This is a genomic window from Amycolatopsis sp. La24 (genome assembly GCF_029087445.1).
Classification (GTDB): Bacteria; Actinomycetota; Actinomycetes; order Mycobacteriales; family Pseudonocardiaceae; genus Amycolatopsis; species Amycolatopsis nivea.
In genome coordinates, this window is sequence record NZ_JARACH010000002.1 from 120,059 (window position 1) to 141,260 (window position 21,202).

The window sequence follows — 21,202 nt, forward strand, 5'->3', positions numbered from 1 at the left end:
AGACTGACCAGCCATTACGTCGACGCACGTCCCCCGCCCCCGTAACCTGGACAGTAAGGCCACCGGGAAACAGAGGGGGGATCGTGCGCGGGGACGACGAATTCGCCGACTTCGTGCGGTCCTGTTCTGCCCGCCTCACCCACGCCGCCTACCTGCTCACCGGCGACCGTCACCAGGCTGAGGACGCCGCGCAGACCGCCTTCACCCGCACCTACGCCGCCTGGCCTAAGGTGCGGCGCAAGAACCCCTACGCCTACGCCCGGCGCGTCCTCGCCAATCACGTCATCGACATGTGGCGTCGCCCGATCCGCGAATACGCCACCGAGGAGATGCCGGAACCGTCGAAGGTGCCGGACATTTCGCATGCCGTCACGGACCGGGAATGGCTTTCCGACGCATTGGCCCGGCTCACCGCCCGGGAACGCGCCGTGGTCGTGCTCCGGCATTTCTTCGATTTGCCGGAACACCAAGTCGCCGAGGAATTGGGTGTGTCCGTCGGCACGGTCAAGAGCACCAATTCCCGCGCGCTGGCGAAACTGCGCGTGGACGGTGACGCGCTGGTCGGGGAGGTGAGCGCGTGACGGACGAACTCGACCGGTTGCGCGCCGCGCTTCAGGAAGCGCCCGCGGAACCCTTCGCGGAGCCCGATCTGGAGCGAATCTTCAAGGACGGCGGGCGGATCCGGCGTCGGCGGCGGTTTCTGACGTCCTCGGGAGCGGCAGTGGCCGTGGTCGCCGTCGTGTTCGGTGCGGCTTGGCTGCGCTCGCCGGGCGGTGCGCCGGAGCAGGTGCACGCGGCGGCAGTGCCTCCGCCGTCGGTAATAACAACGAGCACCGCGGCGTCAGCACCGGCTTCGACGTCGGCTGAGCCGCGGCCGCTCGGTGACGTGATTTCCACCGGCACCTACTCCGACGGTGCGGAACTTGTCTTCTACGCAACGGAAATCGACGACCCGGACAACCTGCCGACTGTCCAATTCGGAGTGATGGCCAGTCTGTCCGAACCGGACGGCAACCTGCGCCCGCTCTACCTCGCCAACGAATCCGAAGGCAGGGACCGCTCTTTCGGCTTCCACGCCACCTCGGGCGGCACCACCGTGTCCGATACCTGGGTGCCGGTCTACGGCTACTTCAGCGGGCCGGCCGCACGCATTGAGACCACAGTGGACGGTCGCACGGTCCCGGCGCACACAGCGCGCTGGAGCGAGGATCCGGACGTCGTCGTGTTCTGGTTCGACCAGGACGACGTACCGTCCGCGGAGAGCGCGACCCCGCTGGTCGCCTACTCCGCGGACGGCAAACGCCTCACCAAATAATCAGGCGGCTTCAGCCAGAACCTGCGCCACGACCTCGTGCGACGGCAGGATCAGCGCCCGCTCGACGTCCGCGTCGACCTTGCCCTCCAGCAGGTCGACGAACCGGTCCAGCTGGGTCGCCAGCGGCTCGCGCGCGGTGACCAGCTCCGGGATCTCGATGACGGTCTGCTGCCGGTAGCCGAGGCCGTCCGGGGTGACCGAATCGTGCGAGACGTGCCGGTAGATCGTCACGTCGCGGCGCAGCAGGTCGATCTCGATCATGCGGTCCAGTTCGGACACCGTCAGCGACCGGACCTTGCGCTGCGCCAGCCGCGAGGCCGACACCGTGGCCAGTCCGGCGGGGAACGACAGCACCGTTTCGATGGTGTCCTCGGCCCCGGTGACCGACTGCGGGTGGAAGTAGCCGGCGCTGGAGGTGACCCGGCTCGGGGTCGACCCGCCGAAGAACTGGATCGCCAGGTCGACGTCGTGCACCAGCAGGTCCCACGCGACGCCGGTCTTGATCCGCGGCGCGTACGGGCCGTGCCGGCGCGCCATCAGGTGCACCGGTTCGTTCACCAGCGCCCGCGCGGTCATCACGGCCGGGTTGTAGCGCTCGAGGAGCCCGCACATCAGCGGGACGTCCTTCTTTGCCGACAGGGCAACGATTTCCTGCGAGAACTCGAGGCTGTTGCACACCGGCTTCTCGACCAGCATCGGCTTGCCCTGGCCGAGAATCTCCTGCGCCAGCTCGTAATGCACCTCGGTGGCCGAGGCGAGCACGACTGCGTCCACATCGGACAGTGAGCCGATTTCCGGCGTCCACTGGGTTTCGTAGCGGTCGGCGACCGCGCGGCCCGCTTCCTCGCGCGGGTCGATCACGCGGGCCAGGTCCACCCGGTCGTTCTGCGACAGGACACGCGCGTGCAGCGAGCCCATGTTGCCGGTGCCGACGAGTGCGATGCGGTGTGTCATGCGCCCAGTACCTCGCGAACGGCCTCGATGATCCGGTCCAGCTGGGATTCGGTCAGGTGCGGGTGCACCGGCAGCGAAAGCGCTTGCGCGGCAACGGCGGACGCCACCGGGAAGTCCTCGACGCGAGCGTCCGGGATCAGCGGGTGCCCGCGGTAGCAGTCGTAGTCGAAGACGATCTTCGGGTAGTAGATCCCGTTGCCGATGCCCTTTTCGGTCAGTGCGGAAGCGAATTCCTCGCGCGAGAGCATCGCGTGCGGGCCGACCAGCACGGTGTACTGGTGCCACACGTGCTCGCGGCCCGGCAGCACCTGCGGGACCTCGAGGCCCGGCGTGCCGGCGAGACCCTCGGACAGCCGCTTCGCGTTGGCCTGGCGGGCAGCGGTGAGCTGGTCGAGCTTCTCCAGCTGCGGGATGCCGACCGCGGCGTGCAGGTCGGTCATCCGGTAGTTGTGCCCGGCCATCTCGTACTGGTAGCGGGCCTTCATGCCCTGGTTGCGCATCACGCGCAGCTTGTCGGCCAGCGCGTCGTCGTCCGTGGTGATCACGCCGCCCTCGGCGGTGGTCACGTTCTTCGTCGCGTACAGCGAGAAGCAGCCGATGCCGTACGACCCGGCCTGCTTGCCCTCGAACGACGCGCCGACGGCCTGCGCGGAGTCCTCGATGATCCGCAGCCCGTGCTCGGCGGCGAGCGGCGCGAGCTTGCCCATGTCCGCGGTCTGGCCGTACAGGTGGACCGGCATCAGCACCTTGGTGCGCGGGCCGACCGCCGCGGCGACCGCGTCCGGGTCGATCGCGAAGTCGTCGCGCCGGATGTCGGCGAACCGGACGGTCGCGCCCGCCTCCAGGATCGCGTTCAGCGTCGCGACGAAGGTGAACGGCGAGGTCACCACCTCGTCCCCGGGCTGAAGGTCCAGCGCCTGCAGCGACGCGACGAGCGCCGTCGTCCCGTTGTTCACGGCGATGGCGTGCTTCGTGCCCGCGACTTGCGCGAAAGCGTCCTCGAAGCGCTTGACCATCGGCCCCTGAGCGATGGAGCCGGATCGCAGCACCTCGACGACCAGGTCCTCCGCGTCTCGGACGTCGACCACGGTAATGGGGATCATCGGCAGTCTCTCTCGGCTGGGGATTTCTGTGCGTCCGGTACAGTGCTAGGCGCTCCGGCCGCGAGGCCGGAAAGCCGCCGGTTCTGCGCCCGGCCACCCTGCATGCACGCGGGCCACACGTTACCGGGCGCCGCAGGCAGCCCTTGACCCCAGGCCGTCCAGGCCGGAAGCGACGAAACGGATCACCGACTGTGTCACCTGCGGCACCCAACCGGATTCACCCCACGGCAGTCGTCGGCGAGGGCGTGGAGCTGGGCGAAGGCAACGTCATCGGCCCGTACGCGGTCATCGTCGGCCCGGCTCGCATCGGCGACGGCAACTGGATCGGACCGCACGTGACCATCGGCACGCCGGGCGAGGACCGCGGGCGTCCGCATCCCGCGGCCTGGGAGGAAGCGCCGACCGGTGATCCGGACCAGGACGGCTACGGCGTCGTGATCGGCGATCGCAACCGCATCCGCGAGTACGTGAGCGTGCACCAGGGCACCTGGCGCACCACCACCCTCGGCAGCGACAGCTATTACCTGCGCGGCAGCCACATCGCGCACGACTGCCTGGTCGGTTCGGGCGTCACCGTCGCGTCGAACGTGATCACCGGCGGGCACTGCCACATCTGGGACGGCGCGAACCTCGGCATGGGCACGGTGCTGCACCAGCGCGTCGTGATCGGGCCGGGCGCGATGGTCGGGATGAGCTCGGCGGTCCGCCGCGAAGTGGGCGCTTTCACGATCGCGGTAGGCAACCCGGCGAGGGTGACCGGCGTCAATGTGGTCGGGCTGTCCCGGCGCGGCCTCGACGAGGCCATGATCGAGGCGCTCTCGCCGTGGCTGAAGGGCAAGGGCGAACTGCCGGACGACGGGCTGGCCGATCGCCTTCCCGGGGACCTCTCTACCGTGGTCAAGGCGTGGGACGCCCGCCCCCGCGACGAACACTAGGAGCTGTGAATGTCGGAAATCGCCCCCAAGCTGCGAGAGGTCTTCGTCGAGGCGCTGGATCTCGACGGGGACGTTGACGTCGAGAACCTCAAGTACCGCGACATCGAGGCGTGGGACTCGGTCGGTCACATGGCGCTGATCGCCGCCATCGAGGACGAGTTCGACGTCGAGTTCGACACCGACCAGGTGATCGACATGTCGAGCTTCAAGGTCGCGGTCGACATGGTGACCGAGCTGAAGTCCAAGAATGACTGATCTGTCCGGACGCGTCGCGCTCGTCACCGGCGGGACTCGCGGGATCGGCCTCGCCACGGCGAAGGCCCTGGCCGAGGCCGGGGCCACCGTGGTGCTGACCGGCCGCGACGAGTCGCGCGCGAAGGAGGCCGCGGCCGCGGCCGGCGCTTCGGCAGGCCTCGCGCTCGACGTGACCGACGCCAAAGCGGTCTCCACGCTGGTGCGCGGCGTGGCGAAGGAACACGGCAAGCTCGACATCGTGGTCGCCAACGCCGGCGTCATGGAGGACGCGCTCCTCGGCATGATCAAGGAAGACCTGGTCGACACCACGCTGAGCACCAACGTCGCCGGCACCCTGCACACCGTGCAGGCCGCGGCCAGGGCGATGATGCGGAAGAAGACCGGCGCGATCGTCGTGCTGGCGAGCATCGTCGGCGAGTACGGAAGCGCTGGTCAGACGGTGTACGCGGCGTCGAAGGCGGCGGTGGCGAACATCGCGCGTTCGGCGGCGAAGGAACTCGGCCGCTCCGGCATCCGGGTCAACGCGGTCGCGCCGGGCGTGATCGACACCGACCTCACCGCCGGTCTCGCCGAGGACGCGAAGGCGGACAACATCGCGCGCACGCCGCTCGGCAGGCTCGGCGCCGCCGAGGACGTGGCGAAGGCGATCCGCTTCCTGGTGAGCGACGAGGCGTCGTTCGTGACCGGTCAGGTGCTGGGCGTCGACGGCGGCTTGGTGCTGTGAAGTGCTCTCGCGAGGGCGAGGAGGTTCGGTGAATCTGGTTGGCGAAGGGTCCCGGTTGGTCGACGTGGCCGGTGGCCGCACGCTGGCGGGCGACGAGCTGACGGCGGAGGTCGAACGGTCCGCGGCCGCGCTGGCGGAGCTCCCGCCCGGCGTGCTGTTCGCGCGGATGTCGCTGGACCTGGACAGCGTGCTGCGGTACCTCGGCGCGTTCGAGGCGGGACGGGCGATCGCGCTGATCGACCCCGCGCTCGACGCGGAGGTGCTCGAAGGCCTGATCACCCGGTTCCGGCCGGCTGCCGTGCTGGCCGCGCCCGAAGCGGACGCGCCTGAGGGCTACCGGGCCGAGAACGGGCACTGGGTGCGTGAGTCGGCCGAGGGCGCGGTCCCGCACCCTGACCTCGCCGTTCTGCTTCCGACCAGCGGTTCCACCGGCAATCCGAAGCTCGTCCGGCTGTCCCGGCAGGGCCTGCTGGCCAACGCCGACGCCATCGCGCAGGTGCTGGCGATCGACGCGGAGGAGGTCGCTCCGACCTGTCTGCCGCTGCACTACAGCTACGGACTTTCGGTGCTGAATTCGCACCTTTTGCGCGGTGCGACTGTGGTTATCGAATCTTCAGGCGTACTCGGCCGCGGATTCTGGGATTCGGTGAAGGAACACGGCGTGACTTCGCTGTCCGGCGTGCCCTATCACTACGAAATGTTGCGCCGGCTGAAATTCGACCCGGCGAAGTACCCGACTCTGCGGACCCTCACCCAGGCGGGGGGCAAGCTGCGGGACGACCTGGTCGCCGAGTTCAACGACAAGATGCTCGCGGTCGGCGGCCGGATGTACGTCATGTACGGCCAGACCGAGGCGTCCCCGCGGATGACCACGGTGCCCGCCGAGCGGCTCGCGGACAAGATCGGCTCGGCCGGTCCGGCGCTGCCGGGCGGTTCGTTCTCCATCCGCCGCGACGACGGCGAGGAAACCACGCATCCCAAAATTGTCGGTGAGGTCCTTTACCGTGGACCTAACGTGATGATGGGTTACGCGGAGGACGAAGCAGGGCTGAGCGCGGGCGACGAATACGGCGGAATGCTGGCCACCGGGGATCTCGGGTACCTCGACGACGAGGGGTATCTGTACATCACCGGCAGGCTCAAGCGGATCGGCAAGGTATTCGGCAACCGGGTCAGCCTGGACGACCTGGAGCAGGCCGTGCGCACGGCCGCGGTGGGCATCGACGTCGTGGCCGCGGTGCCCGCGGGCGACAAGGTCGTGCTGTTCGCCGAACTGCCCGAGGGCGACGGCGCGAAGGCGATCTGCAAGGACGCGGCCCGGGCGCTGGCGGAGCGGCTGCACCTGCACGCCAGCGGGTTCGACGTGCGCCCGATCGACACAGTGCCGCTGCTGGCCAGCGGGAAGATCGACTACCGGTCGCTGGAAGGACGGGTATGAGTGTGTTCACGCGCTCGCAGGCGGAGCGAGAGGCGGCGCTGCTCCCTGAGCTCGCGGAGCTGACCGCGCACCACCGGGCGAACTCCGCCGGGTACGAGCGCATCCTCTCCTCGCTCGGTTTCGCGCCGGACGCGTCGTTCGCCACGATCGCGGACCTGCCGTGGCTGCCGGTGCGGATGTTCAAAACGCACGACCTGAAGTCCATTCCGGACTCCGAGGTCTTCAAGACCCTCACGTCCTCGGGCACCACCGGGGCCGGCGCGTCGCGGATCTACCTGGACAAGGAAGCGGCGGGCGCGCAGACGAAGCAGCTCGGCGCCACCTTGCAGGAGGTGCTGGGCGGCGAGCGGCTGCCGATGCTGATGGTCGACACGATCGGCATCATCAAGAACCGCCGTTCGTTCTCCGCGCGCGGCGCGGGCGTGCTCGGCATGGCGAACTTCGGCCGCAAGCACACCTACGTGCTGGACGAGAACGACAAGCCGGACGTCGAGGCCGTGCGGAAGTTCCTCGCCGAGTACGGCGACAAGCCCTTCCTGATCTTCGGCTTCACCTTCATGGTGTGGCAGTACCTCTACGAGGTCGCCCGCGAGCACAAGCTCGACCTGTCGAACGGCATCCTCATCCACTCCGGCGGCTGGAAGAAGCTGATCGACCGCGCGGTCGACAACAGCGAGTTCCGCAGGCGGTTCAAAGAGGACACCGGACTCACCCGGATCCACAACTACTACGGGATGATCGAGCAGATCGGCACCGTGTTCCTCGAGGGCCCGTCCGGGAACTCCTTGTACTGCCCCGATTTCGCCGACGTCGTGATCCGCGACCCGGAGACCTGGGAAGAGCAGCCGGTCGGTAAACCGGGAGTCATCGAGGTGGTGAGCACGCTGCCGCGCTCGTACCCCGGGCACGTGCTGCTCACCGAGGACCTGGGCGTGTACAACGGAATCGACGACGGCGACTGGCCCGGCAAGCACTTCTCCGTGCTGGGCAGGCTGCCGAAGGCCGAGGCCCGCGGGTGCTCGGACACGTTCCAGGGAGCGGCCGCGTGAGTGCTTTGGACCAGCGTTTTCCGCTGGGCGACTCGGTTTCGGTCGGCGCCCTGCTGGACGAGCTGCGCGAGGAACCGCCCGGCGGCAGGCTGACGGTCGGCGACCCGCGGGTGGTCGAGTTCGTCACCAAGTTCGCGCGCAAGCTGCTCGCGCCCGCGCTGGCGCGGCGTTTCCCGGAGCTGGCCTCGCTGGGTTTCTTCCTGCGCAAGGGAGAACTCTCGAAGTCACTGTCCACTTTGGAAACCAACGGCGATTCGCTGCGGTTCCCGCGCGGGCTCGTTTTCCACGTGCCGCCCGCCAACGTGGACACCATTTTCGTGTACTCGTGGGCGCTGTCGGCGCTGGCGGGCAACAGCAATGTCGTGCGCGTGTCCTCGCGTTCGGCCGGTGCGGCGGAAGCCGTGCTGGAAGCGCTGAACGCGGCGATGGAAGACGTCTCGCCGGAGACCGCGGCCACCATCCGCGCCACCCAGCGGATGGTCACCTACGACCGCAGCGACGAGGTCAGCGGCGCGTTGTCGCTGGCCGCGGACCTGCGGGTGATCTGGGGCGGCGACGCTTCCGTGGCCGCGCTGCGGAAATACCCGCTGGCCCCGCACGCGCGTGACCTCACCTTCCCGGACCGCTCGTCGTTCGCGATCGCGTCGGTGCGCGGCTGGCAGGAAGCCGCGCCGGAGCAGCGCAAGGCGGCCGCCGAGGGCTTCTACAACGACTCGTATTGGTTCGACCAGGCCGCCTGCTCGTCGCCGCGCGCGGTGTTCTGGGTCGGTGACGCGGCGGGCGCGCAGGCCGCCGGACAGGAGTTCCGCGGGCTGCTCGCCGAGGTGCTGGCGGCGAAACAGCACGTCACCGAGCCGGCGATGGCCGTGCAGAAGCGAGTGTCGGCGTACGGCGCGGCGGTCGACGGTCTGGTGTCGTCGATCCGTTTCGACGGCAACGCGCTGGCGACGCTCGAGCTGGCCGACGCCAAAGTGATGCCGCGCGAATGGCTGGGCGCGGGCACGTTCGCGAACGCCTCGGTGGCGTCGCTGGACGAGCTGGTGCCGATCGTGCAGCGCAAGGACCAGACAGTGAGCCAGTTCGGGTTCACCCGCGAGGAACTGACCGGATTCGTGACGGCGCTCGCCGGACGCGGGGTGGACCGGGTCGTGCCCTTCGGCTCGGCCCTCACGTTCGCCGGGGTCTGGGACGGCTACGATCTGCTGTCCGAGTTCAGCCGGCTGGTCACGGTACAGGCCTGAGGAGCTGAGAGGCAGTGACGACCGTTCGTACGCAGAGCCCGGGGGACGACACCCCGTCCACTGAGGACACTCCATCCACTGAGGACGCCCCGACCACCGGAAAAGCCCGCAAGTCCACCAAGGCGCGGGTGCTCGACGTCGTGCGCTGGGTCGCCATCCTCTTGGTGATCGGCTTCGCGGCGAAGAGCCTGGCGTCCAACTGGGACGAGTTCTGGCACACGCTGTCGGATGTCGCTTGGCAGTCCTCGGCGCTGAGCCTGGTGGCGCTGATCCTGGCGATCATGGTGTCCACTTGGGGCTGGCAGGTCCTGGTTGACCATCTGGGCAAACCGATCGGCTACGCGCGCGGCGCGCAGATCTGCCTGGTCGGCTCGCTCGGCAAGTACGTCCCGGGGTCCGTGTGGGCGTACCTGCTGCAGATGGAGTTGGGTCGCAAGGCCGGCTTGGCAAGGGCCCGGATCTTCACTGGCTCGCTGATCCAGCTGGGCGTGAGCGTGGTGTCCGCGCTGGTCGTGTCGCTGCTCGCGGCACCGGCGGTGTTCAGCAACAGCCCGCGCGCGATGTGGCTGTTCGTGCTGATCCCGGTCGGTCTCGCGCTGCTGCACCCGCGCATCCTGAGCTGGGGCACGTCGCTGGTCCTGAAGCTCCTGCGCCGTCCTCCGCTCGCCGAGCCGCTGGGCTGGGGCGTCGTGCTCAAGGCGTTCGGTGCCTCCACCGGCGCGTGGGCTCTGCAGGGCGTGCACCTGTGGCTGCTGGCGAACTCCGTCGGCGCGCCGGGCTTCAACGGATTCATCCTGTGCGTGGGCGCGATGGCCGTCGCGATGACGGTCGGCACGTTCGCCTTCATCCTGCCCAGCGGGGTCGGCGTCCGCGAGGTCGCGCAGGTCGCGGTCCTCACGGCCAGCGGCCTGACGGTCGGCCAGGCGACGGCCTTCGCGGTGGCGTCGCGGGTCATGTTCACCGTGGCGGACCTGCTCACGGCCGGTTTCGCCGCGCTGGGCGCGAAGATGGCGGCCCGGCGGACGGCTCCGGTCGACGCCGCCTGAGTTCTCGCATACGAGGAGGCCGCCCGGGTTCGGGCGGCCTCCTCAGTCGTTTAAGGAGAGCTCAGCTCACGGAACGAGCCGGCACGAGTCCGGTGCGGCAGTCGCGTGGAGGTCGGTGTTCCACCCGGAACCGACGCTCGTGCCGCTGGTACCTACCGGCAGCCAGGTGTCCGTGTTCGCGGAGTACCGGTACCAGCGCAGAACCGGGCCGTCCTTGCCGTCCCACGGGCCCGGACCCCAGGCGCCGCGGCCGTACAGGATGTCAGCTCCAGGCGAGAAGATGCCGCTGAAGATGTTCCATCCGGTGCCGACCAGCTTCTCCCGCTGAGTCCATTTCGCCGTGCCGAAGTCGTACTGGAAGCGGTACAGATTGCCGTTCGGCGTCCGGGCGTAGAGCACGCCGTCGCCGGCAGCGGTGATCGAGTCGTACTTCGTCCAGCCCGTGTCGACGAGCTGGCCGTTGCCGTCGACCCACTTGTTGGCAGCGTCGTCCCATAGGTAGGCGCGCAGTTCGCCCTGGTCGTTGACCATGAAAATGCGACCGGCCTGGTCGACGGTGATGCGATTCTTGAACTCCGGCGTGAGATACCGGGCCCATCCGTCGCCGACCGCCTTGCCGCCGGTCAGGTTCGCGCCGTCCCATTTCCAGAGCTTGAGGACGCCGTCGCCGTAAGGGTCGCCCGCGCCGTACGAACGGTGGACGTCCCACATGGCGCCGTTCTTGCCCGCGACCGGCCGCCCGAACCAGCCGTTGCCGCTCGACTTGGTCGGTTCGGTCCAGCTCGCTGTGCCGTTCACCGGGCCATTGTGGATGTGCCGCCACAGGCTGCCGTCGGCCATGTCGTCCCACACGACCGCGCCGTTCGGGCAGCTCACCGGAGTCGGAACGGTGTTCTGCCGGACCCAGTCGGCGAGGTCGTCGACCCGGGCTTCGGTGCCGCCTTCGCGGGTTTCGGTCACCGCGAGGCAGCCGTGCTGCCAGGAGCGGCTGTTGACGGCTACGACCTCGACCTTGTCGCCCACCGTGCGCAGGGCGGGGCCGCCAGCGTCGCCGAGGCAGGTGTCCGAACCGTTGGCTGAAGTCACCGACGCCTCGGTGGCGTTCACCGACGAGACCGAGAACGTGGCAATGGACGGCCGAGCAGGCACCCATTCGGTCGCGGTACGGCCAAAGCCAGCCAGTTGGAGGGATTCCCCGCTCACCGGGGCAGTCGTGGCCAGTGCGACCGGTGCAATCCCGGTAGCGGGCTTGTCGAGTTTCGCCAGCGCGACATCGCGATCGGTCCGGCCGATTACTTTGACGACCTTGGCGTTCGTCCCTGCTCCGGTGCTGACGTCGACCGCGCCGACGCTGACCGTCGCGTTTTCGGTAGGCGCACCGGTGGCGCTCGCGGTCAGGCAGGTCGCCGAGGTGATGACCCAGGACGGGTCGATCAGCGCGGCCGAGCATGCCTTTGTCGGGGTCGCGATGCGCGCGAGATAGCCCGACGTTCCGGAGGGCACGACAGTTCCGCCGGAAATCGCGTGCGCCGGGACGGCGGTCAGTACGCCGCCGGTGACCAGGGTTGCGGAGAGAGCCAGGATGCTGCGGGTTCTTCGAGGCACAGGCGTTCTTCCTTCTCGGTCCGATGGAGTGCTGGCGTAATCGGCGGCTAGGACCGGGCGCGGCAGGCCGAATACCAGTAACGGCTTTCGCGGTCCATAGACCGAATGACGCAATTGCTGCCTATCCCCAGTTCTTTCATGTGTATGTTAATCCGTTCGATTGATCGCCGCAGATCGTCCGCTTTGCTATCGCCGGTGCCGGGTGGGTATTACGTGCTGTGAGGAGCGTCACAGCGAGGCCGGTTCCGGTATTTTGTCGAGAATAAGACCCTCCGTCCGGACGGGTTGACAATGATGAGGAACCGCTGTGACAGACCCGTTCCAATTCTCCAAGAAATCCCTGCTTGACCAGCAGCAGGCGCTCGAGGATCGCGCTCCGGACGAGGCAGTTGCGACCTGGGTCGAATTGGCGAACCTGGCTCGTGCTGAACTGCAACGGCTAGGGCTGCCCGCCTCGATCAGCACTTCCCGCGACCCCGTTTCTCTGGACACTCCTCCTGGGGTGTGCATTCATATTGCCGACCGGTATCCGTACGGAGTGCTGTTCGGCTGGCATGCGCCCATCATCGATACGGAGAGTTTTCGGGAGAAGCTGATCGCGCAGAAAATGGACGACCCGCTGGTGGTCCGGGTGTTCGAAGTGACCGGGATGATAGAGCGCGCGGTGCACCGCTTGCTCGACAAGGCTGGTTTCCGAGTGTTCATCGACAATTCCGCGCACAGGTACTACGAGTTCCGGGTTTTGGCCGCGCCGGCCCGGTTGAGGGGGGCCAAGAGTGTCTGATCCGCTTCGGTTGATGGAAACGTGGTCCACCGAGGGCGGCGAGGCTGTCCAGGCTTCGGCGGAAGCGGTCGAGTCGTGGACTGAACTGGCGAATCTCGCCCGCGACGAGCTGGTGCGGATGGGGATCCCGGCTGTCGTGCACGCGTGGACCGAGGCGAGTCCGGGGGCGGTGGTCGAGGTCCACGCGGGCCCGCCGTACGGCGTCACCGTCAAGTGGAAAACCGTGGTCGCCGATTCGGACGATGCCGCGAAGGACATCCTCGAGGAGACGTTGTACTCGGTGCTCAGTGCGGCGAACTTTCGCACTCTGGTCGATAAAGTCGGGCCCGATCAGTATATTTTCCGGGTGCTGAAGAGGCCGTACTTGATCCTGGAATGACCAGCCCTCAGCGATTCAGCTGGTAAATCACCGCGTCCTCGTTGCGGTACACCTCTTTCAGGAACGGCAGCCCCGCCAACCCGTTCACCCCCGGATCCGCATAAGCGCGCTTCGGCGGAGCCGCCGGACGGCCCAGGATCACCCAGTGGATGTTCAGGCGCTGTACGGCGGCGCGGACGGCCGGGTCCGTGTCGTAGTCGCGGAATTTCGCGGCCAGCAGCACGGCATCCGACGGCGGGCTCGTGCCGTCGTCGTGGGCGGCGACGGTGCGGACGCCGCTGAGCGCGTAGGTCCACGGCGTGCCGTCCCAGCGGTCGTTCATCGCCCATTGACCCGGCTTCGCGAGCTTGCCCAGTTCCGCCATCGCGCGTTCCTCGCCGGGCGTGATTTCCAGGGTGTGCGGATCGGGGCGGTGATACCCGCGCGCGACCACCTCGCTGTTGGTCTCGGTGTACAGGCCTTTCGAGGCTCCCGCGAAGGCGACCAGAACCACCCCGGCGAGCGCTGCCGGCGGTACCCGCGCGGGCAGCCGTTCCTTCAGCCACTCGTGCAGTCCCGCGATTCCGTGGCCCGCGATGAACGACAGCGGCACGATCGCCATCGTGATGAACCGGTACGGGTCGTCCCACCACGGCCGGGCCAGTGCCATGACCAGCGGTGCGTCCGAGGACGAGACCGCCATGTAGAACAAGCCGGTGACCAGCGCGGTCAAGCCGATCCAGCGCAGCGAGCCAAGCCTGCGGAAAAAAATGAAACCGGCCAGCAGCGCCACCGACAGCACAATCTGCGGCTGTGGTTCGAAATGCTGGAACCCGAGCAACGCGCCGAGCGCGGTCGTCGCGCGCCATTCGCTGGGCCAGCCGAGGTATTGCACCGTCGAGCTGTTCGCCAGCCCCAGCGCGCCGAACAGTTGCAGCCACGCCACGAGCATCGCCAGCACCGCGATCGGCAGCAGTGCCAGCAGGTCCCTGCCGATCGAGCGCCACCGTTCGATCCAGCGCTGCACCAGCAGCGGCCCGGCGAACAGGATCGCGCCGAACAACGTGGACGAGTGGATACAGAGCAGTCCGACCGCCCCGATCATCAGCACGAAACCGGTGTCCGGTGCGACCCGGTCGAGGTACCGGCGCAGCACCACGGCGGCCAACGGGGTGAGCGCCATGCCCAGCAGGAACGGGTACAGCGGCCCGCGGTCCATCGACTCGTACAGGCCCATCACCGGCGCGACCGAGGCGAGCGCGACGGCTCCGGCCAGCACCGCGCGGCCGCGGAACGCCCGCACCAGCACCGCGAGCGAAAGCGCCAGCAAGCCCGGCAGCAGGGCCGTGTTCACGTCCAGGGTGAGCGGGATCGAACCGCCGCTGAGCGTGTACTGGACGGAGGCGAGCAGGTGGTACGCGTTCGGGTAGAAAGGCGGTTTCCCGTCCCCGTACCAGTTCACCGTGCCCATGCCGAAAAGGCTGCCGTCGCCGGTTTCGGCGATGTAGCGCACGCCGTTGGCCGCGTACGGCGCGTCGCCGCCTTGCGCGATCGCGCCGAGGTGGCCCATGCCGTGCGCGGCCGTGTAGAACCCGATGACGGTGGCGAGGACGACGCAGGCAGCGACCGCCCAGTTCGCCCGCGGTTCCCAGGCCCGCACCTCTCGCTCGGGCCGCCACCGGCGCACCGTGAGCCACCGGAGTCCAAACGCGACAGCCGCGAAGATGACGGTGGCCAGCGCATAGGTCCAGGCGTTGAAGGGCAGCCCCATCGCCGCTGTCCACGGGCCCGCGAGGCCGCCGACGGCGTAGCTCAGCAGCGGGGTCAGGCCGGCCAGCAGCCAGCCGCGCAATCCGGCGGCGGCGCCGGTGATCAGCCCGGGAATCCCGAGCACGAGCAGGCAGCAGGCGATGCTGGCTACCACGGACAACGTTGTGGGGTCGCTCGGCACAGTCTTCCTCGAGTTATCGGCGTCCGCCTGCTCCCCGTGGCGGATGGGAATCGGGCCTTAGGCTAGCCGCACCCCATATACACCCGAACGGCTGATGTCCGGGAAGCGCGGCCGCGCGCTTGACTGGAGCCGGTGAGGAACGGTCCGCCCGGGGGTCGGCTGGACGGGTGAGGGGCGCGGGAGGCTGGGGGCGCGTGGTTTACGCGGTCGTGGGGGGATGGCTGGCGCTGGCCGCGCTGGTCGTCGCCGCCTGGCGGCGGATGGGGCAGGACCGGCGGTGGCGGGTCGGGGTTCTTCTGCTCGTTCTCGGGTTTTCGCTGCTGCATCAGCTGTTGTTCGCCACCGCGACCGAGGACGCGTACGTCAGCTTCCGGTACGCGCAGAACATCGCCGACGGCAACGGCCCGGTCTTCAACCCTGGCGACCGCAGCGAGACGTACTCGAATTTCCTCTGGCTCGTAACGATCGCCTTGCCGCGCGGGGCATTCGGTGCGGAAGTGCCGTCGGCGGCTGTCGTATTGAGTGGCGTGGCCGCGTTGGGATGCGTGTTGATGGCGTATTTCCTCGCCAACCGCATCGCCGCGCTCTGGTTGCCGGAGGGGGCCGAGCCGCGGCGCGCGATCGGGGTCGCGGCGGCGTTGCTGACCGCGGGGGCGAACGGGCTTGCGGTGTACGGGCTTTCGGGCACTGAGCTGCCGATGTTCGCGTTGCTCATGCTCTGTGTCGCGTACGCGTTGGTGGCGGGCCGGCCGTTGGTCGCCGGCGTGCTCGTCGCCAGCGCGGTGATGACGCGGCCGGAAGGGATTGCGCTCGCCGTTGTCGGCGCGGGATGGCTCGTTTTCGCTGCCGTGCGCGGGCGGCACACCTGGTGGGCGCCGGTCGGTTTTGTGCTGGGCGCGCTGGTGTTCTTGGCTCCGTGGACGGCTTGGCGCGTTACCTACTACGACCGGTTCGCGTCGGACGTGAGCCTGCCGCCCGCACCGGATTGGCCGTATCTGGGCGGCTTCGCCTTGGCGCACTTGGGTTTTCTCGTCCCGGCCGCGGTGGTGGCGGGGTTGGTGGCATCGCGTGGACGCGCGGTGGAAGCCCGGTCGGCGTTGTGGTTGGTGCTGGCGCTCGCCGTCGGCCACACCGGGATCGTGGTGCTTTTCGAGGAGGATCCGGGACTGTCGTGGCGGCTGCTCGTGCCGGTGCCGCCCTTGCTGGCGGTCGCCGCGGTGGCCGGGTGCGGCGTCCTCGCTCCGGTGCCGAGGCCGCGGGCGATTTCCCGGGCGGTTCCGGCGGTCACTGCGGCGCTCACCGGGGTAGCGGTGGCGGTCTCCGTGTTCAGTCCTGAAGTGCTGGAGCGCGTGCGGGCCTGGAGCACGCAGGGAGCGCAACTGGCCGAGGTCGGCGACTGGCTCGCCCGCTACCTGCCGCCCGGATCAACTGTGAGCGCCGGGTCGCCGGGGCTGCTCGCGAGCCGCGCCGGTTCGCACGTGCTGGTGGTCGGGATGGACGCGGAACGGTCGACGCTCGCCGTGCCCGGCCGGTCGGGATACGCCGATCGCCAGGATTGTGCCGACGACCTGCCCGCCTGGTACCGCGTCGCGACCTTCCGGCGCACCGGGACGCCGTTCTGGATCGCGGTCTACCCGCGCGCCGACGACGCCAGCCGGCTCGTCGGCGAACTCGACCGCGCCCCGGACTTCCACTACGTGTCCTGCCCCTGAAGTGTGGCGGAGCCGACCCGCGCGACCTACCGGCGGGAAACCTACGGTCCCGTAGCCTTGGGCGCATGGCTGAATTCGTGTACCCGCCCGTCCTGGTCGCCGCGCGGCTGATGTTCCGGCTGCTCGACAACCGCCTCCGGGTCACCGGCGCCGAACACGTGCCCGCCCGCGGCGGTGCGGTGCTCGCCTGCACGCACGTCAGCTACCTGGACTTCATCTACTGCGGCCTCGGCGCCCGCCCGGCGAAGCGGCTCGTGCGGTTCATGGCCAAGCAGGAGATCTTCAGCAACCCGGTCGCCGGCCCGCTGATGCGCGGCATGCACCACATCCCGGTGGACCGCGCCGCCGGGCAGGCGTCCTACGACGAGGCCGTGGCGCGGCTGCGCGCGGGCGAGGTCGTCGGCGTGTTCCCGGAGGCCACGATCAGCCAGTCGTTCACCGTGAAGGACATCAAGACCGGCGCGGTCCGGATGGCCGCCGAGGCGGGCGTCCCGGTGATCCCGATGGCCCTGTGGGGCACGCAGCGGCTGTGGACGAAGGGCCGTCCGCGCGACCTCACCCGCAGGCACGTGCCGATTTCGGTGGTGATCGGCGAGCCGATGCGCCCCGGCCCGGAGGACTCGTGCGAAGCGCTGACGACGGACCTGCGCGCCCGGATGTCGGAGCTGCTGGAGAAGGCACAGGCGGAGTACCCGGAGGCCCCGCAGAGCGACGCCGAGCGCTGGTGGCTGCCCGCCCACCTCGGCGGCAGCGCGCCGACGCCCGAGGAGGCGGCTGCGCTCGACCGCCGCTCTTGAGCGCCCCAATGCCGCATTGGGTGCGTTGAGCGCACCGAATGTGGCGTTGGGTGCATCTGACGCACCCAATGCCACATTGGGGTGCCTAGAACCAGCGCTCCAGAACCTCCGCCACCCCGTCCTCCGCGGCCGGTCCGGTTACCTCGTCCGCCACCGCCAGCACGGTCGGGTGGCCGTTGGCCATCGCGACGCCGTGGCCCGCCCACTGCAGCATCTCGACGTCGTTGGGCATGTCCCCGAAGGCGATCACCGACGACTGGGGCACGTCGAAGCGCTCGGCGATGTCCGCGAGCCCAGTCGCCTTCGTCACGCCGTGGGCGGACAGTTCGATCAGCCCGCCGGAGGACGAATACGTGACGTCCACCGCCCCGTCGAGCACGGCGCTCGTCGCCTCGGCCATCTCCTCCGACGTCATCCCGCGGCGGCTGACCAGCAGCTTGATCGCCGTTTTCCCCAGCACCTCGGCGCGCGGCGCGATGCGGCTCTCCTCGTCGCCCCACGGGTTGTGGTACTCCGGCTCGATCACGAAATTGCGGAGTTCGTGGTCCACCGATCCGGTGCTGATCCGTTCCGCCGCCAGCCGGCAGCCGGGCAGGGCCTTGTCGAGTGCCGAGGCCAGGTCGTGCAGCAGTTTCGGCTCGAGTTCGCCGTGCACCGCGACCACCGAGTCGGTGCCGATGTCGAGCAGCACGGCTCCGTTGGCGCACACCGCGTAGCCGGTCAGCCCGAGCGGTCCGGCGATCGGCGCGATCCAGCGCGGCGGGCGGCCGGTGCACAGCACGAACGGCACGTCGTCGGCCAGCACCCGCTGCACGACCGACACCGTGCGCGGCGTCACTTGTTCGCTGGGGCCGAGCAGGGTGCCGTCGACGTCGGACGCGATCAACCGGGGTTTCTCCACGTCTCCCATTCTCCCGGTCGCCGCCCGTTCGAGCGAATGTCAGTGCCGGACGTTACGGTCGGCCTCGTGCGAGCAGGCATCGTAATTCTTCCTGAAGACCGCTGGTGGGCGGCCGAGCCGAAGTGGCGGGCGGCCGAGGAGTACGGCTTCGACCACGCGTGGACCTACGACCATCTCGGCTGGCGGTCGCTGGTCGACGGGCCGTGGTTCTCCGCTGTGCCCACCCTCACCGCGGCCGCCATGGTCACCTCCACGATCCGGCTGGGCACCTTCGTCGCCTCTCCGGTCGCGCGGCACCCCGTGCCGTTCGCGCGCGAGCTGATCACCCTCGACGACGTGTCCGACGGCCGGTTCGTGCTGGGCGTCGGAGCGGGCGTGGACAGTTCGCGCTACGACGCGCAGGTGCTGGCCGCTCCGGAGCTGACCGCGCGGCAGCGGGTCGACCGCTTCACCGAGTTCGTCGAGGCGCTCGACGGGCTGCTGATGACCGACAACTTCGACTTCTCCGGCGAGTACTACTCCGCGCGCGGCGCGCGGAACCTGCCGGGCACGGTGCAGCGCCCCCGGCTGCCGTTCCTGGTCGCGGCCAACGGCCCGCGCACCATGACGCTGGCCGCGCGGTTCGGCGCGGGCTGGGTCACCACCGGCCGCGGCGGGGACACCCTCGACGAATGGTGGACCGGCATCGCCGAGCTGGTCGCCACGTTCGAACAGCGGGCCGAAGCGGCCGGCCGGGACCTGGCGGGCATCCAGCGGTACCTGAGCCTCGACGCGGCGCCGGTGTTCTCGCTCAGCAGCGTCGCGGCGTTCCGCGAGGCCACCGAACGGGCCCGCGAGCTGGGCTTCACCGACGTCATCGCGCACTGGCCGCGCTCGAGCGGGCCGTACGAGGGGCACGAATCGGTGCTGGAAAAGGTCGTCGAAGAAGTGCTGCCGGGCCTCAAGGCCGAGTAGCCTCTCGTGACCGCGGCCGGGGGAGGCCGCGGTCACGAGAGTCACCTGATGATCGTGTAGATCTGCGCGCCCGGGTTGCGGTAGACGAGCTGCAGGAAATCGCTGCCCATGAGGTCGCGCAGGCCAGGGGAGATCGGCGCGCCCTTGGCGATCGAACCACTGCCCACCAGCACGTGGCGCACCTTCAGCCGCTGGATCGCCTCGCGCACGCGCACGTCGAGGTCGTAATCGCGGAAGTGCAGCGCCAGGTAGGTCGCGTCCGGCGAGACCGGGCCGCCGCCGTCGTAGTGGCCCGCCACCGGGTGCACGCCGGTCAGCGCGTACATCCACGCGGTGCCGTCGAGCCGGTCGTTCAGCACCTTCTCGTCCGGCGGGATGTGCATCCGGCCGAGGAACTCCATGGCCGCGATCTCGTCCGGGCTGACCGGCGGCGTGACCTCGCCCTCCGGCCCGTTGTAGTACAGGAACGACACCGCGGTGGCGTTCGCGGTGCGGTAGAACCCGCCGGTCAGCACCGCGGTCACGGCCACGACGACGGCCGCCGCCGCGATCCCGAGCCGGGAGACCACCCTCGGCCGCGCCTTCGCCCAGCTGATCGAGCGGATCCGCTGCGCCGTCCAGCGCTGCAGCTCCGCCATGCCGTGCCCGGCGAGCAGGCACAGCGGGATCGCGGCGAGCGCCATCAGCCGGAACCGGTCGTTCCACCACGGCCGCGACAGCGAGATGACCAGCGGCGAGGCGCCGTAGGACGTGACCAGCACGAACAGCCCGGAGAGCCCGATCGCGGACAGGACCAGCCAGCGCATCCGGTCGAGGGTGCGGAAGGCCAGCACGCCGACCACGAGCAGCACGGTGAGCCAGAGCTGCGGCGTGTGCAGCACCTGCTGGAACGTGCCGAGCATGTTCAGCGCCGACAGGACCGGCAGGTCCGAATTCCACGGCTGGTACGGGTACGAGCCGGAGGTGAACTTGATCGCGCCCAGGATCTGCGGCGCGGCGAAGACGACTGCGGCCGCCATGACCGGCACTGTGCGCACGATGTCGCCGCCGATCACGCGCAGCCCGTTGCGCCCTTCAGGCACACCGTCCACCCGAAGCCCGCGAAGCGAGCGGTACCAACGCTGCAGCACCAGCGGCGCCGCGAAGAGGACGCCGCCGAACAGCGCGCTCGAGTGCGCGGTGAGCAGACCGTCCGCGGACAGCGCGAAGACCAGGCCGGTGTCGACGCCCGGGCGTACGAGGAAGCGTTGCAGCGCGACCACCGTGAGCGGCGTGAGGACTATCCCCAGCGCGTACGGCAGCAGGCCGCTCGACACCGACTCGTACGCGCCCGTCGTCGCGGCAGCGGCGATCAGGGCCGTGCAGCCCGCGAAGACCGCACGGCCGCCCATCTGGCGGACCAGGGCGACCATCGACAGCGCGAAGATGCCCGCGACCGGCATGGTGATGGCGTTCAGCGTGACCGGGATGCTCGTCCCGGAGATCTGGTAAACCAGCGCGCCGACCAGGTGATAACCGTTCGGATAGAACGATCCGTCCGGGTACCAGTTGATCTTGCCCATGCCGATGAGCGAGCCGTCGCCGGTGTCGGCGATGTAGCGGATGCCGTTCGCGTGGAAGACGGTGTCCCAGCGCTGGAAGACCGCCGTCGTCCCGCCGCGCGCGGACAGCACCACGGCGATCGACAGCGCCGTCGCCACCGCGACGCACGCGGCGACCGACCACTGCGCGCGCGTGCTCCAGACGACCGGAGGCTCCTCCGCGCCCGGGGTGATCCAGCCGCGGACGAGGCAGAGCCGCCGGATTCCCCACGCGACCCCCGCCAGCAGCAGCGTGCAGGCCGCGGCGGTGAAGACGTTGTACGGGAGACCGACAGTCGACAACCAGGGCCCAGCCAGGCCGGTGACGGCATAGCTGAGCAGCGGCGCGAGCCCGGCGAGGGCCCACCCGCGCACTCCCGCGGCCCGGCCGATGAGGCCGCCAGGGACTGCCAGCACGGCCACGTAGCTGGCGACCGCGCCTAGATAGGTCCAGAAGGTGTCTGGTGCAGGCATGCTTCTCACGTGTGTAGTGCCGGTAA

20 protein-coding genes are annotated in these 21,202 nt (G+C 69.3%); 14 read left to right on the forward strand and 6 right to left on the reverse strand.

The genetic code is table 11. The features are described 5' to 3' along the window. Positions 1-80: 80 nt before the first annotated feature. Positions 81-581: a SigE family RNA polymerase sigma factor gene (locus PUT80_RS04120; protein ID WP_037807080.1), complete on the forward strand. Its 501-nt coding sequence runs from the start codon at positions 81-83 to the stop codon at positions 579-581. Next, positions 578-1,315, forward strand: a complete 738-nt coding sequence (locus PUT80_RS04125) for a hypothetical protein (RefSeq protein ID WP_275291148.1) — start codon at positions 578-580, stop codon at positions 1,313-1,315. Before PUT80_RS04120 ends, PUT80_RS04125 begins: the two co-directional genes overlap by 4 nt. On the opposite strand, the gene PUT80_RS04130 is transcribed toward PUT80_RS04125, so the two are convergent. Together PUT80_RS04130 and PUT80_RS04135 are read right to left on the reverse strand one after the other, a co-directional pair. Continuing rightward, positions 1,316-2,269 (reverse strand): Gfo/Idh/MocA family oxidoreductase, encoded by a 954-nt coding sequence (locus PUT80_RS04130; RefSeq protein ID WP_037807086.1) that lies wholly within the window; start codon positions 2,267-2,269, stop codon positions 1,316-1,318. It abuts the gene before it with no gap. Continuing rightward, complete coding sequence (locus tag PUT80_RS04135) at positions 2,266-3,372, reverse strand: DegT/DnrJ/EryC1/StrS family aminotransferase (protein WP_275291149.1); 1,107 nt, start codon at positions 3,370-3,372, stop codon at positions 2,266-2,268. The genes PUT80_RS04130 and PUT80_RS04135 overlap by 4 nt, the downstream gene beginning before the upstream one ends. Before the next feature lie 191 nt (positions 3,373-3,563). Between PUT80_RS04135 and PUT80_RS04140 the strand changes: the two genes are divergently transcribed. From PUT80_RS04140 to PUT80_RS04170, 7 genes are read left to right on the forward strand one after another with little or no spacing between them, the layout of a single operon-like run. After that, the gene (locus PUT80_RS04140; RefSeq protein WP_275291150.1) at positions 3,564-4,307 is read left to right on the forward strand and encodes a UDP-N-acetylglucosamine acyltransferase; all 744 of its coding nucleotides are present in this window, start codon (positions 3,564-3,566) and stop codon (positions 4,305-4,307) included. Between the two features lie 9 nt (positions 4,308-4,316). Continuing rightward, positions 4,317-4,562 carry an acyl carrier protein gene (locus PUT80_RS04145; RefSeq protein ID WP_134664451.1) on the forward strand — a complete coding sequence of 82 codons (246 nt, stop codon included), beginning with the start codon at positions 4,317-4,319 and terminating at the stop codon, positions 4,560-4,562. After that, positions 4,555-5,286 carry an SDR family NAD(P)-dependent oxidoreductase gene (locus PUT80_RS04150; RefSeq protein ID WP_275291151.1) on the forward strand — a complete coding sequence of 244 codons (732 nt, stop codon included), beginning with the start codon at positions 4,555-4,557 and terminating at the stop codon, positions 5,284-5,286. Before PUT80_RS04145 ends, PUT80_RS04150 begins: the two co-directional genes overlap by 8 nt. A gap of 28 nt (positions 5,287-5,314) precedes the next feature. After that, the gene (locus tag PUT80_RS04155) at positions 5,315-6,724 is read left to right on the forward strand and encodes an AMP-binding protein (protein ID WP_037807096.1); all 1,410 of its coding nucleotides are present in this window, start codon (positions 5,315-5,317) and stop codon (positions 6,722-6,724) included. Then, positions 6,721-7,773 carry an acyl-protein synthetase gene (locus tag PUT80_RS04160; protein WP_037807099.1) on the forward strand — a complete coding sequence of 351 codons (1,053 nt, stop codon included), beginning with the start codon at positions 6,721-6,723 and terminating at the stop codon, positions 7,771-7,773. Before PUT80_RS04155 ends, PUT80_RS04160 begins: the two co-directional genes overlap by 4 nt. Beyond that, complete coding sequence (locus PUT80_RS04165; RefSeq protein ID WP_275291152.1) at positions 7,770-9,014, forward strand: acyl-CoA reductase; 1,245 nt, start codon at positions 7,770-7,772, stop codon at positions 9,012-9,014. The genes PUT80_RS04160 and PUT80_RS04165 overlap by 4 nt, the downstream gene beginning before the upstream one ends. A gap of 14 nt (positions 9,015-9,028) precedes the next feature. Then, positions 9,029-10,060, forward strand: coding sequence for a lysylphosphatidylglycerol synthase transmembrane domain-containing protein (locus tag PUT80_RS04170; RefSeq protein ID WP_275291153.1), 1,032 nt, complete (start codon positions 9,029-9,031; stop codon positions 10,058-10,060). A 66-nt stretch (positions 10,061-10,126) separates the two neighbouring features. Here PUT80_RS04170 and PUT80_RS04175 read toward each other — a convergent pair whose 3' ends face one another. Further along, positions 10,127-11,665, reverse strand: coding sequence for a tachylectin-related carbohydrate-binding protein (locus PUT80_RS04175; protein WP_275291154.1), 1,539 nt, complete (start codon positions 11,663-11,665; stop codon positions 10,127-10,129). 307 nt (positions 11,666-11,972) lie between these two features. Between PUT80_RS04175 and PUT80_RS04180 the strand changes: the two genes are divergently transcribed. Then, positions 11,973-12,449: a hypothetical protein gene (locus tag PUT80_RS04180; protein ID WP_275291155.1), complete on the forward strand. Its 477-nt coding sequence runs from the start codon at positions 11,973-11,975 to the stop codon at positions 12,447-12,449. Further along, positions 12,442-12,828, forward strand: coding sequence for a hypothetical protein (locus PUT80_RS04185; protein WP_275291156.1), 387 nt, complete (start codon positions 12,442-12,444; stop codon positions 12,826-12,828). The genes PUT80_RS04180 and PUT80_RS04185 overlap by 8 nt, the downstream gene beginning before the upstream one ends. Before the next feature lie 7 nt (positions 12,829-12,835). On the opposite strand, the gene PUT80_RS04190 is transcribed toward PUT80_RS04185, so the two are convergent. Beyond that, the gene (locus tag PUT80_RS04190; RefSeq protein WP_275291157.1) at positions 12,836-14,758 is read right to left on the reverse strand and encodes a DUF6541 family protein; all 1,923 of its coding nucleotides are present in this window, start codon (positions 14,756-14,758) and stop codon (positions 12,836-12,838) included. Between the two features lie 194 nt (positions 14,759-14,952). On the opposite strand from PUT80_RS04190, the gene PUT80_RS04195 reads away from it, so the two are divergent. Then, positions 14,953-16,470 (forward strand): hypothetical protein, encoded by a 1,518-nt coding sequence (locus PUT80_RS04195; protein ID WP_275291158.1) that lies wholly within the window; start codon positions 14,953-14,955, stop codon positions 16,468-16,470. A 65-nt stretch (positions 16,471-16,535) separates the two neighbouring features. After that, entirely contained in the window at positions 16,536-17,267 is a 732-nt protein-coding gene (locus PUT80_RS04200; RefSeq protein WP_043837805.1) for a lysophospholipid acyltransferase family protein, read from the forward strand. A gap of 85 nt (positions 17,268-17,352) precedes the next feature. Here the strand turns inward: PUT80_RS04200 and PUT80_RS04205 are convergent, their stop codons facing one another. Beyond that, a complete protein-coding gene (locus PUT80_RS04205; protein WP_106961491.1) occupies positions 17,353-18,177 on the reverse strand; it encodes an HAD family hydrolase in 825 nt (274 codons plus the stop codon). 57 nt (positions 18,178-18,234) lie between these two features. Here PUT80_RS04205 and PUT80_RS04210 point away from each other — a divergent pair, with 57 nt between their 5' ends. Then, positions 18,235-19,122 (forward strand): LLM class flavin-dependent oxidoreductase, encoded by an 888-nt coding sequence (locus PUT80_RS04210; RefSeq protein ID WP_037807638.1) that lies wholly within the window; start codon positions 18,235-18,237, stop codon positions 19,120-19,122. 41 nt (positions 19,123-19,163) lie between these two features. Here the strand turns inward: PUT80_RS04210 and PUT80_RS04215 are convergent, their stop codons facing one another. Further along, the gene (locus PUT80_RS04215) at positions 19,164-21,176 is read right to left on the reverse strand and encodes a DUF6541 family protein (protein ID WP_037807120.1); all 2,013 of its coding nucleotides are present in this window, start codon (positions 21,174-21,176) and stop codon (positions 19,164-19,166) included. Positions 21,177-21,202: the final 26 nt, after the last annotated feature.